We start from the raw sequence: 11873 nt of genomic DNA, 5'->3' as shown, positions 1-11873 counted from the left end.
GCAGCCTCAGCGGTGATGCGTCCTACGTTGTATAGCCGCTGATGCGCCGCCGGAGACAGGCGACCTCAAGGCCCCCCGGCCCAGCCCGTCCTGCGTGCGCAGGCCCGCATTCTATGTGAAACCCGGGGCTGCGGCCTGCCTAGCCCTGGCGCAGGAAATCCGCGATCAGGCGGCCGGTTTCGAGCGGCGCATCGAAGTGCAGCATGTGACCGGCATCGGCAATCGTGACGTCCCGGCGTTCGCGGAAGCAGGCGCGGCGCTCGGCATGTTCCTCGGCGCTCAGGGCCTGGGCGAGGGCCGACTTGCCGGCGTCGATGAACAAGGTCGGCGCCGTGACCTGGCGCCAGATTTCCTTCGATTCGGCGGCGCGGTACAGATGCGGCATCGGCAGATGGTGCTTGGGGTCGGCCAGCAGGCGGATGCGGCCATAGGCGTCCTCGGCGCCCCAGCAGCGCGCGATGAACAGCGCCCGCTCGGGCGTCAGCTGCGGGTGCTGGACGCGGACCCGCTCGGCGAGGTACTCGAAGGACTGATACGTCCGGGTCGGCGGTTTGCCGGGCCAGATATCGACCCAGCGGCGCAGGTGCTTGGGAGCCAGCCGGGCTTCCATGTCGGGCAGGAACAGACCGTCGAGGCAGACCAGGTGGCTGACCTTCTGCGGACGCATGCCCGCGTACAGGCTCATGATCTGCGCGCCCATGCTGTGGCCGACCAGGACCAGCGGCGTGCCCGGCGAGAAATGGTTGACCAGGCCGTCCAGGTCGGCGACATAGTCCTGGAACCAGTAGCCGTCGACAGGCCACTGGCTGTGGCCGAACCCGCGCCAGTCGGGCGCGACGACGCGCCATTCGGCCAGCAGCGGCTGGACCAGGTCCTGGAACGTCGCCGAGACATCGAGCCAGCCGTGGCCCAGCATGACGATCGGCCTGGCCGGGTCGCCCCATTCGCGGACGTGGTGGATCAGGCCGCGCAGCCGCAGAAAATGCGAGCGGCTGGTGACGGCCGGCGGGGCGGGCGCGGGCTGCAATTCAGTGGTATTCATGGCGGGCGCAGTATACGGAGGCTTGCCCGCCCTCCGGCCGGTCACGCCGAACTGGCAAGCCTTTTGCGCGCAATAGCGGCGATTCGACCCATTACGAAGGCTCATGTCCATACACGTTGCCCTGCATCACCAGACCCGCTACAGCTACGACCGGCGGGTCGGCATGTCGCCGCAGATCATTCGCCTGCGGCCGGCACCGCACACGCGGACCGAGGTGCTGAGCTACGCGCTGCACATCTCGCCGGACCCGCATTTCATCAACTGGCAGCAGGACCCCTTCGGCAACTGGCAGGCGCGCGTCGTCTTCCCGGAGAAGGTCAAGGAATTCGTCGTCACGGTTGATCTGGTCGCCAATCTTTCGGTCATCAATCCTTTCGACTTCTTCGTCGAGGAAGACGCACAGAAATTCCCGTTCAACTACGAGCCGACGCTCAAGGCCGAGTTGCTGCCGTATCTGCGCCAGCAGCGCCCCGCCGGCCGTCCGCGCTACTCCACGGGCCGCGAGCTGCAGAAGTTCATCGACGGCGTCAGCCGCGAGCCGATGTCGACGACCAACTTCCTGGTCATGCTGAATCACAAGATCCAGCAGGAGATCAAATATCTCGTGCGCATGGAGCCGGGCGTGCAGACGCCCGAGGAAACCCTGACGCTGGGCTCGGGCTCATGCCGCGATTCGGCCTGGCTGCTGGTACAGGTGGCCCGGCATTTCGGCCTGGCGGCGCGTTTCGTTTCCGGTTACCTGCTACAGCTCAAGCCCGATGTGAAATCGCTGGACGGACCGAGCGGTGCGGAAGCCGACTTCACCGATCTGCACGCCTGGGCGGAAGTCTTCGTGCCGGGTGCCGGCTGGCTCGGTCTCGACCCGACCTCGGGTCTGTTCGCCGGCGAAGGCCATATCCCGCTGTGCGCGACACCCGAGCCGTCGTCGGCGGCGCCGATCACCGGCGCGGTCGACGAATGCGAGGTCGAGTTCGGCCATGAGATGCGCATCCAGCGCATTGCCGAAGTACCGCGCGTCACGCTGCCGTTCAGCGAAGCATCCTGGCAGCGCGCCGATGCGCTCGGCGCCAAGGTCGACGAGCAGCTTATCGCCGACGATGTGCGCCTGACGATGGGCGGCGAACCGACCTTTGTCGCCGTCGACGATGCGCAGGCCCCCGAATGGAACACCGCCGCCGTCGGTCCGACGAAATCGCAACGCGCGCTTGATCTGGCGCTGCAGCTGCGCGAGCAGCATGCGCCGCAGGGCTTGCTGACCTACGGACAGGGCAAGTGGTATCCGGGCGAATCACTGCCGCGTTGGGCCTACACGCTGTACTGGCGTCGCGACGGCCAGCCGCTGTGGCGTCAGCCGATCCGCTCGCCCGATCTTGCCAAGCCGCCGACGCTGCTGCAGGCCAACCAGTTCATGCTGGGTCTGACGCAGCGTCTTGAACTCGATCCGCGCAATGTCGTCGAGGCCTACGAGGACACGATGCACTACCTCGTGCGCGAGCGGAAACTGCCGATCAATCTCGATCCGAAGGACAACCGCCTGACCGATCCGGAAGAGCGCGCGCGCCTGCTGCAGGTTTTCGAACGCGGCCTTGGTACGCCGCGCGGCTACGTGCTGCCGGTGCAGCGCTGGCAGGCCGCCGCGCGCTGGATGAGCGAACGCTGGCTGTTGCGCACCGGCAAGATGTTCCTGATTCCGGGCGACTCGCCGCTTGGCTTGCGCCTGCCGATCGATTCGCTGCCGGCGGTGCCCGGCGGCGGCGTGCCGATCACCTGGCCGGCCGATCCCTGGGGTGTCACCGGCGAACTGCCGAAGCCCGATCCGCGCCGCCAGCCGTATCTGCAACTGCGCGGTCGCTCCGAAGCCGAGAAGGCCGCGGAACAGGCGGCGCAGAAACTCGGCAAGGAGCCTGAGAAAAAGCCGCCGCCGCGCGGCACCTACCTGAACGGCAACAACGTGCGCACCGCGTTGACGGTGGAGTCGCGCGATGGCTGGCTGTGCGTGTTCCTGCCGCCGGTCGCGCGCGCGGAAGATTTCATCGAGCTGATCGCGGCGATCGAGGACGTTGCCGCCGAAACCCAGCTGCCGGTGCGCATCGAAGGCTATTCGCCGCCAACGGATGCGCGCCTCGAACTGCTGAAGATCACGCCGGACCCGGGTGTCATCGAAGTCAATGTGCAGCCGACGCGTGGCTGGGCCGAACTGCGCGACAACACCGAATCGCTGTACGAGCTGGCACGCCAGCGGCGCCTGACCGCGGAGAAATTCCTCATCGACGGTCGCGCCGTCGGTAGCGGTGGCGGCAACCACGTCGTGCTCGGCGCCGCGACGCCGCCGGACTCGCCGTTCCTGCGCCGGCCCGACGTGCTCGGCAGCATGATCCGCTACTGGCAGAACCATCCGTCGCTGTCGTACCTGTTCTCCGGCCTGTTCATTGGCCCGACGTCTCAGCACCCGCGCGTCGACGAGGCGCGCGACAGCCAGCTGTACGAACTGGAGATCGCGCTGTCGCAACTGCCGCGCAAGGGCAGCAACGTGCCGCCCTGGCTGGTCGATCGCATCCTGCGCAATCTGCTGGTCGACCTGACCGGCAACACGCATCGCGCCGAGTTCTGCATCGACAAGCTGTACTCGCCGGACAGCCCGACCGGGCGCCTTGGTCTGGTGGAGCTGCGCGGCTTCGAGATGCCGCCGCATGCGCGCATGAGCCTCGTGCAGCAGCTGTTGATCCGCGCACTGGTCGCCTGGTTCTGGCGTCAGCCGTACACACAAGCGCTGGTGCCTTGGGGCACGCAGCTGCACGACCGCTGGATGCTGCCGCATGACAACTGGCAGGACCTGCGTTCGGTGCTCAAGGATCTGCGCGGCGCGGGCTTCGCCTTCGAGGACGAGTGGTTTGCCGCGCAATTCGAGTTCCGCTTCCCGCGCCACGGCGTATTGCGCAGCGACGGCATCGAGATCGAGCTGCGGCATGCGCTCGAACCCTGGCCGGTGCTCGGCGAAGAGCCCGGCGGCGGCGGTACCTCGCGCTTCGTCGATTCGTCGATCGAGCGCGTGCAGATCATGGCGACCGGCCTGACGCCGGGACGCCATGCGATCACCGTCGGTGGGCGCGAGCTGCCGCTGCGCAGTACCGGTGTGCAGGGTCAGTACGTCGCGGGTCTGCGTTATCGCGCCTGGCAACCGGCGTCGTGCCTGCATCCGACGATCGGTGTGCAGACGCCATTGATGTTCGACCTCTACGATCGCTGGAGCGGTCGCGCCGTCGCGGGCTGCACGTATCACGTCGCGCACCCGGCGGGCCGCAACTACGACAGCTATCCGGTCAATGCCTTCGAAGCGGAGGCGCGTCGCATCGCGCGCTTCCAGCCCTGGGGCCACAGTGCCGGACCGTATCGCCTGTATCCGGAGCGGCCGAATCCGAACTACCCCTGCACGCTGGATCTGCGTTTACCGGCACCCTGGCTTTGAGCCTTACGGACTGAGTCGCGTTGCGCGCAGGTCGAAGCGGATCGCGACCGGGTCCTGCACGGCGATGACGCCGCCGAGGATCGACAGCGGCGTCACGCCGAACTCGGTCTGCCGCAGCACCAGCTCGCCGCGGGCGCGCAGCAGCAGCTCGTCGCGCTCGACCTGCAGCAACAGCTCGCGTTCGCGGCGCACGCCGTGCATCTCGACCGCCACCGTCGCGACGAGCATCGGCCAGTCACCGGCGACCGCCAGGGCGCTGACACGCAGCGCCGGGAACTCGTCGGCACCGAGCACGCGCGGGCCGAGCATGTTCTTGCGCGTGCCGCTGATGTCGGACTCCGACCGCGTGCCGGCGAAATTGCCGCCGGTCTGCTCGCGCAGCTTGGGATCGTCGATCCGCAGTTCGTCGAAGCGGAACAGCAGATCGAAACGGGCGTCGGCCGCGGCGTCGCCGGCAACGCTCACATACCCCTCGAAGCGCGGCGCCGACAGCACATGATTGTGTCCGAGCCTGGCCGCCTTTCCGCCGCGAAAAACATAGATGCGCAGATCCGACGCGGCCGGATCGACGCGCCAGACCTGGGCGCCGCCCGCCAGCAGCGCCTGGTAATCGGCGGCTAGATCGACGCTGGCCGTAGCGGCGGGCGCATCTGCAGCAGGCTGTGGCGCAGGGGTCTGGCAGGCGCCCAATGTCAGGGTCAGCACTACAACGGCCAGACCGCGCGGCGTCTTCATCCGCCCAGCCGTCCGCCGAGATAGGCGCCCATCAGGTCGAGCCGATCGTTGCCCCAGAACAGGGTATCGTCGACGAAGAACGCCGGCGCGCCGAAGACGCCGCGACGCACGGCTTCCTCGGTGTTGAGCTTGAGCTGGTCCTTGACGGCCGGATCCTGAGCCAGCGCCAAGCTTGCCTGTGGATCGAGGCCCAGCGCGCTTGCGATCTCCTGCAGCACTTCGGATTTGCCGATGTCTTCGCCGCGCCCCCAGTACGCCTGCATCAGCGCCTGGGCCCAGCGGCCGCAGTCCTGCGCGGGCAGGCCGCAGGCAATGCGCATTGCAGTGATGCTGTTGGTCGGGAACACCGAGGGCATCGTCAGCGGCACGCCGTAGTAGCGCGACCATAAGGTCAGATCGCGGAACATGTACTTGCCCTTGGCCTGCACCGTGATCGGCGGCCGGTTGCCGCTGGCTTCGAGCACCTTGCCGAGCAGCATCGGCTTCCAGATCAGGGTCGTGCCGTGCTTTTGCGCCAGCGGTTCGATCTGGGTTGCCGCGAGATAGGTGTAGGGACTGACCGCGTCCCAGTAGAACTCGATGTTACTTGGCGGCATGGCGCGGAGGTCCGGGAGAGGATGCGGCAGTCTTGCACGCTGGTTTTCGGCGGCACAAGTTATGCATGAGGGGGTGGGCGGCGGCAGCGGCGGCGCAGATTCCTTAAACTGCGCGCTGGCGAGACGTCGACGAGCGGTTCCGTCAGCGCTGCTACTAGCGGTTGATAACCTAAAAAAGCTGAATACGAATGACTTATTGCGTCGCCATCAAGGTGAATGAGGGACTGGTTTTCGCAGGCGATACCCGCACCAGCGCGGGTATCGACGATGTCCGTACCTACAACAAGCTGCATGTCTTCGAATTTCCGGGAGACCGGGTTTTCGTCGTGATGTCGGCCGGCAACCTCGCGACGACGCAGGCCGTGCTCGCGACGATCAAGCGCGATCTCGACAACCCCAACGCCACGACCAATCTGCGCAGCGTGCGTCACATGTACGACGCCGCCGAGTACGTCGGCTCGGTATCGGTCCGCTCGCAGAAGGAAACCGCGGACAAGATGCAGTTCGGCGGCACCGTGGATCTGCGCACGACGCTGATCCTCGGCGGCCAGATCCAGGGCGAGGAGCCGGCGCTGTATCTGATCTATCCGGAAGGCAATTGCATCTCGACGTCGCCGGAAACGCCGTATCTGCAGATCGGCGAGAGCAAGTACGGCAAACCGATCCTCGATCGCGCCATCAACGTCAACACATCGATGGAGGACGCCGCGCGCTGCGCGCTGGTGTCTCTGGATTCGACGATGAAGTCCAATTTGTCGGTCGGTCCGCCGCTGGATCTGGCGATCCTGCCGCGCGATGCGCTGCGCATCACCCACACGCTCAGACTGGATCTGGATACGCCGCTGCTGGCCGGGATCCGCGAGGCCTGGGGTCGTCAGCTGCTGCAGGCCTTCCGCAGTCTGCCGCGCTTCGACTGGGAAATGCCGGAAGCGCAGCAGAGCCTGATTCAAAACGATCCGTAGGCGCGGCTGCGGTCCGGCCGGACTCTGCGCGGTCTGCGCAGAGTTTTCTCAGGCGGTGAAGTAGCTCTCGGCCAGCGAAGCGTGCAGGTTGCCGATGCCAACCTGAACTTCGTCGATCCATTCGTGCAGGCCGCTCTCGAGCAGGTGCTCGATGTTGGCGTCCTGAACCAGCGCACGGACGCGTTCCAGCGCACGCTCGGGCGACCGGCTGGTCGGCAGATGCGGCAATGTGCGGCCGATCAGACTGAAGCAGTACATCACCGAACGCGGAAACTCGCGGCTCTGCAGCAGGAAGCGCAGCACTGCCGTGCCGGACACGCGCGAGCGCTCGTGGCGACGGTACATGTGATACGCCGTCAGCGACTGCAGTGCGCTCATCCACTGAAGATTCTGGAACGAGCGGGTCAGTTCGTCGCTGGTGCGCGAGCTTGAGAAACTGGCGGCGCGGACATCGATGATGCGCGTCGTCATGTCGGCTTGTTCGAGGCTGGTTCCCAGGCGCATGAACTGGTAGCCGACGTCGTGGCTCATGCTCGCGGTGACGATGCCGTAGGTCATCAGCGATGTGTCGACGACCTGTTGCAGCAGGCCCTGGCGCTTGCCGCGGCCCAGCGATTTCTCGCCGATGTCCTGCAGATGCATATGCAGATTGTTGATGTGCTCCCAGGTTTCCTGCGGCATCGATTCGCGCACGGTGCGAAGAATCTCGCGGGCGCTCGACACCGAGCGGGCGATCGAGCCGGCGTTCTCGGTATCCAGCAGCAGAAAGCGGACGACGTCCATTTCGTTGTAGCGTTCATCGTAGCGCTCGACGAACGAGGCGCCGACGCCGAGGATCTCGACCAACGTCGACCAGCCGACGTCGAGTTTGCGCGGCATGTCGAGCACCAGATCCGAATGCGTTGCGAGCAGACGGGCGGTGTTCTCGGCGCGCTGCATGTAGCGGCCGAACCAGTACAGATCTTCAGCGACACGCGACAGCATCAGCGGGTGCTCCGGCGCGGCGTCGACGATTGACTCTGCGATTGAGTCTGGCCTTGTGTCTGCGCCTGCGTCGACATGAGATCGGCATCGTCGTCCAGATCGACGATCCAGGTGTCCTTGGCGCCGCCGCCCTGCGAACTGTTGACGACCAGCGAGCCTTTCACCATCGCCACGCGGGTCAGACCGCCGGTGGTGACATAGGTCGAATCGCCGCGCGAGAGAATGAACGGCCGCAGATCGAGGTGGCGCGGATCGACGCCGTCCGGCGTCAGCGTCGGGGCGGTCGACAAGGCCAGCGTCGGCTGTGCCATGTAATTGCGCGGATCGGCTTCGATCAGTTCGGCGAACTTGTCGCGCTCTTTCTTCGTCGAACGCGGGCCGATCAGCATGCCGTAGCCGCCGGATTCATTGGCCGGCTTGACGACGACCTTGTCGAGGTTGGCGAGCACGTGATCGCGATCTTTCTTGCGCATGCACAGCCAGCTCGGCACGTTCGGCAGGATCGGGTCCTGGTCGAGGTAGTAGCGGATCATGTCCGGCACGAAGGTGTAGACGACCTTGTCGTCGGCCACGCCGGCGCCAGGCGCGTTGACCAGTGAGACGTTGCCCTTCAGCCAGGCGCGCATCAGGCCTTTGACGCCGAGCATGGATTCCGGGTTGAACGCCTCGGGATCGAGGAACAGATCGTCGATGCGGCGATAGACCACATCCACCCGCTTCGGGCCGTAGACGGTGCGCATGTAGACGATGTCGTCGTCGCCGACGAACAGGTCGGGGCCCTGCACCAGTTCGATGCCCATCTGGCGTGCCAGCCAGGAGTGCTCGAAGTAGGCCGAGTTGAAGATGCCCGGCGTCAGCAGGACGATGCTCGGTTTGTTGCCGGGTCGCGGCGACATTGCCGCCAGCATGTCGTAGAGCTGCGCGGGGTAGTCGTCGACCGGCAGGATCGCGCCGGTCTCGAACAGCTCGGGAAACACGCGCTTGGTGACCAGTCGGTTCTCGACCATGTAGCTGACGCCCGAAGGCACGCGCAGGTTGTCTTCGAGCACGTACATCGTGCCGTCCTTGTCGCGGACCAGATCGGAGCCGCAGATGTGCGCCCAGACGCCGCCGCGCGGCGTCATGCCGACGCACTGCGGGCGAAAGTTCGCCGAATCCTTGAGGACGCTGGCAGGGAAGATCTTGTCCTTGACGATCTTCTGCTCGCCGTAGATATCCTGGATGAAGTGGTTCAGTGCCTGCACGCGTTGCTGCAGGCCGCGCTCGGTGCGCCGCCATTCGGTGCTGGTGATGGTGCGCGGGATGATGTCGAAGGGCCAGGACCGGTCGACGTTGCGGCCTTCGGAGTAGACGGTGAAGGTCACGCCCATGGTCTTGATCGCGAGTTCGGCGGCCAGCCGGCGTTCCGAAAGCTCGGCGCTGGTCAGCCCGGCGAGGTAGTCCGCGAGGCGCCGGGCACTGGGGCGTGGGACCCCGGAGTCCTGGATCAACTCGTCGAAGAATCCCTCGCTGCGGTACCGGGTCCAATCAATCGCCATGCCGCAGTGTGCTCCATCCATATGACTTTATTTGCCCATTCCGGGTGTCCAGGCCAATCAAGCAAAACGCGAGCCAACCTGAGCTACAGTGCACCGGAAAGGAGCATGGGGGTCAATTTACTCCTGCGTCACCTCGGTACGGCTGGCTACCGTCAAACCGCCCCGGAACAAGGAATGCGCGGCGCAGCCGTGTACAATCCGGCAATTCACTGCCGACGTTATGACCCAGAAAAAAGCGCTTGAATTCAAGGGTCGCATGCTGTCATTGACGCGTGCTCGGATACTCGACCCCGATCTGTCCGCCATCACCGCCCAGCTCAAGGACTTCGCCCGCCAGATGCCGCAGGCGGTCAAAGGCATGCCCGTCGTCATCGAGGCCGATGCCCCGCTGAACCTGCCCGAACTGGTCACGGCGATGCGCGAGGTCGGCCTGCAGCCGCTCGGCGTCGTCGACGGTCCGCTCGCCGAATCGGCCAGGCATCTGGGTTTTGCAGTGCTGCCGGCGGAGGCCGCCGGGCGGACTGCACGAGCCTCCAGCCCCGTCGAAGCCGCAGCGCCGGCCGAAGCGCCGGCGCCGGTCGCGCCGACGGCGCGCCGGTCGACCCGGATCATCACCGACCCGGTCCGCTCGGGTCAGCAAATCTACGCGGCGGACAGCGACCTGATCGTCCTCAACACGGTCAGCGCCGGCGCCGAGATCGCGGCCGATGGCTGTGTACACGTCTACGGCACCCTGCACGGACGCGCGATAGCGGGCGCCCGCGGCGACCAGACGGCGCGGATTTTCTGCCGCCGCTTCAAGTCGGAGCTGGTCGCGGTGGCCGGCGTCTACGCGGTGGCCGAGCAGATGCAGGGTGAGCTGCGCAATCAGTCCGTGCAGGTCTCGCTGGCCGACGGCAAACTTGTTTTCGACAAGCTCGACATCGCCTGAGGGCAGGTCGCAGCGTTCGGATGGTTCGTTATTTTTTGGTTTCCGCAGGAGCAGGGCATTGGCAAAGATCGTCGTAGTCACATCCGGCAAGGGCGGCGTGGGCAAAACCACCACGAGCGCTTCCTTCTCGACCGGCCTCGCGATGCGTGGTCACAAGACGGTCGTCATCGATTTTGACGTCGGCCTGCGCAACCTCGACCTGATCATGGGCTGCGAGCGCCGCGTGGTGTTCGACTTCGTCAATGTCATCCAGGGCGAGGCCAACCTGCGCCAGGCCCTGATCAAGGACAAGCAGCACGAGAATCTCTTCGTGCTGGCCGCCAGCCAGACCCGCGACAAGGATGCGCTGAGCACCGAAGGCGTCGGTCGCGTGCTTGAAGAGCTGGCCAAGGATTTCGACTACATCGTCTGCGACTCGCCGGCCGGCATCGAAAAGGGTGCGCATCTGGCGATGTACTTCGCCGACGAGGCGCTGGTCGTCACCAATCCGGAAGTCTCGTCGGTGCGCGATTCGGATCGCGTGCTCGGTCTGCTGTCAAGCAAGACTAAGCTGGCCGAAACCGGCAAGGGCCGCGTCAAGGAGCATCTGGTCCTGACGCGCTACAACCCGGCACGTGTCGAGAAGGGCGAGATGCTGTCGGTCGACGACGTCAAGGAAATTCTCGCGATTCCGCTGCTCGGCGTGATCCCCGAGTCACCCGCCGTGCTCAGCTCGTCGAACGCTGGCACCCCGGTCATCGCGACCCCCGACAACGACGCCGCCCGCGCCTATGACGATCTGGTCGCCCGTTTCCTCGGTGAAGCCCGTGAGCATCGCTACCTCACGGTCGAGAAAAAGGGCCTGCTCGGCCGCCTGTTCGGAAACTGAGGAGGCTGATATGGATTGGCTGAAATTTTTCCGCAACGAATCCAAGCCGACGGCCTCGCTGGCCAAGGAGCGCTTGAAGGTCGTCGTCGCGCATCAGCGTGAAGGCCGCGCCAACGGCCCGGTCTATCTGCCGCGCCTGCGCGAAGAACTGCTGCTGGTCGTGCGCAAGTACGTGCAGGTGCCGGACAACGCAGTCCATGTCCAGGTCCAGCGCGAGGATGGCCTCGAAGTGCTGGAAATGAACATCACGCTGCCGGACGTGACCTGAGACGTCTAGTAGGCCGTCCTGTCCGGCAACTGAGCCCAGGCCCGCATGACGGCCTGGGCTTCGCTCATGACGAGCCGTTCGCGCAGCAGCGCTGACGCCGGGGCTGACCCCGAGCCTTCGAACAGCCGATACAGGTCGTCATCCTGAAAGCCGGCCGCCGCCGCGTCGGCGCGATCCGCGGCATAGACGATCCTTGAAATCTGCGCCCAGTGCGCCGCCGACAGACACATCGGGCAGGGCTCGCAGGACGTGTACAGCGTTGCGCCGTCGAGATGAAAACGCGTCAGCGCCCGGCTCGCCGCGCGGATCGCAACGACTTCGGCATGCGCGGTCGGATCGTGGCTGCGGACGACCTGGTTGCTGCCTTCGCCGACGATGCGGCCATCAACGACCACCACCGCACCGAAGGGGCCGCCGTCGCCGCTGGCGAGATTGCCGCGCGCAAGCTCGATCGCTCGCCGCAGGAAGTCCAGATCGTTCACG

At 65.7% G+C, this 11873-nt stretch carries 11 protein-coding genes; 5 read left to right on the top strand and 6 right to left on the bottom strand.

Going from position 1 to position 11873, the window contains the following annotated elements; all coding sequences use genetic code 11:
• Positions 1 to 139: 139 nt before the first annotated feature.
• Positions 140 to 1042: an alpha/beta fold hydrolase gene (locus tag AC3WUF_RS20105; RefSeq protein ID WP_492428997.1), complete on the bottom strand. Its 903-nt coding sequence runs from the start codon at positions 1040 to 1042 to the stop codon at positions 140 to 142.
• A 103-nt stretch (positions 1043 to 1145) separates the two neighbouring features.
• Here AC3WUF_RS20105 and AC3WUF_RS20100 point away from each other — a divergent pair, with 103 nt between their 5' ends.
• On the top strand, positions 1146 to 4508 hold the full coding sequence (locus tag AC3WUF_RS20100) for a transglutaminase family protein (protein WP_492428995.1): 3363 nt from the start codon (positions 1146 to 1148) through the stop codon (positions 4506 to 4508).
• Positions 4509 to 4511: 3 nt separating this feature from the next.
• On the opposite strand, the gene AC3WUF_RS20095 is transcribed toward AC3WUF_RS20100, so the two are convergent.
• Both AC3WUF_RS20095 and AC3WUF_RS20090 read right to left on the bottom strand, forming a co-directional pair.
• On the bottom strand, positions 4512 to 5243 hold the full coding sequence (locus AC3WUF_RS20095; RefSeq protein ID WP_492428993.1) for a hypothetical protein: 732 nt from the start codon (positions 5241 to 5243) through the stop codon (positions 4512 to 4514).
• Positions 5240 to 5839, bottom strand: coding sequence for a 2-hydroxychromene-2-carboxylate isomerase (locus AC3WUF_RS20090; RefSeq protein ID WP_492428991.1), 600 nt, complete (start codon positions 5837 to 5839; stop codon positions 5240 to 5242). Before AC3WUF_RS20090 ends, AC3WUF_RS20095 begins: the two co-directional genes overlap by 4 nt.
• Positions 5840 to 6027: 188 nt before the next feature.
• On the opposite strand from AC3WUF_RS20090, the gene AC3WUF_RS20085 reads away from it, so the two are divergent.
• Positions 6028 to 6801 carry a proteasome-type protease gene (locus tag AC3WUF_RS20085; RefSeq protein ID WP_492428989.1) on the top strand — a complete coding sequence of 258 codons (774 nt, stop codon included), beginning with the start codon at positions 6028 to 6030 and terminating at the stop codon, positions 6799 to 6801.
• Positions 6802 to 6849: 48 nt separating this feature from the next.
• Here AC3WUF_RS20085 and AC3WUF_RS20080 read toward each other — a convergent pair whose 3' ends face one another.
• Together AC3WUF_RS20080 and AC3WUF_RS20075 are read right to left on the bottom strand one after the other, a co-directional pair.
• Positions 6850 to 7785 carry an alpha-E domain-containing protein gene (locus tag AC3WUF_RS20080; RefSeq protein ID WP_492428987.1) on the bottom strand — a complete coding sequence of 312 codons (936 nt, stop codon included), beginning with the start codon at positions 7783 to 7785 and terminating at the stop codon, positions 6850 to 6852.
• Positions 7785 to 9317, bottom strand: a complete 1533-nt coding sequence (locus AC3WUF_RS20075) for a circularly permuted type 2 ATP-grasp protein (RefSeq protein ID WP_492429087.1) — start codon at positions 9315 to 9317, stop codon at positions 7785 to 7787. Before AC3WUF_RS20075 ends, AC3WUF_RS20080 begins: the two co-directional genes overlap by 1 nt.
• A gap of 226 nt (positions 9318 to 9543) precedes the next feature.
• On the opposite strand from AC3WUF_RS20075, the gene minC reads away from it, so the two are divergent.
• Genes minC through minE form a run of 3 tightly spaced genes read left to right on the top strand, consistent with a single transcriptional unit; the run spans position 9544 to position 11390 of the window.
• Entirely contained in the window at positions 9544 to 10254 is a 711-nt protein-coding gene (minC, locus tag AC3WUF_RS20070) for a septum site-determining protein MinC (protein WP_492428985.1), read from the top strand.
• A gap of 58 nt (positions 10255 to 10312) precedes the next feature.
• Entirely contained in the window at positions 10313 to 11122 is an 810-nt protein-coding gene (gene minD / locus AC3WUF_RS20065; RefSeq protein ID WP_492428983.1) for a septum site-determining protein MinD, read from the top strand.
• A gap of 10 nt (positions 11123 to 11132) precedes the next feature.
• Entirely contained in the window at positions 11133 to 11390 is a 258-nt protein-coding gene (gene minE, locus AC3WUF_RS20060) for a cell division topological specificity factor MinE (protein WP_492428981.1), read from the top strand.
• Positions 11391 to 11395: 5 nt separating this feature from the next.
• On the opposite strand, the gene AC3WUF_RS20055 is transcribed toward minE, so the two are convergent.
• Positions 11396 to 11872: a nucleoside deaminase gene (locus tag AC3WUF_RS20055; protein WP_492428979.1), complete on the bottom strand. Its 477-nt coding sequence runs from the start codon at positions 11870 to 11872 to the stop codon at positions 11396 to 11398.
• Position 11873 lies beyond the last annotated feature (1 nt).

The organism is Fontimonas sp. FW305-C-3, assembly GCF_058783185.1.
The sequence above is the reverse complement of the archived record's forward strand: the minus strand, read 5'-3'. Positions and strand labels throughout refer to the sequence as shown.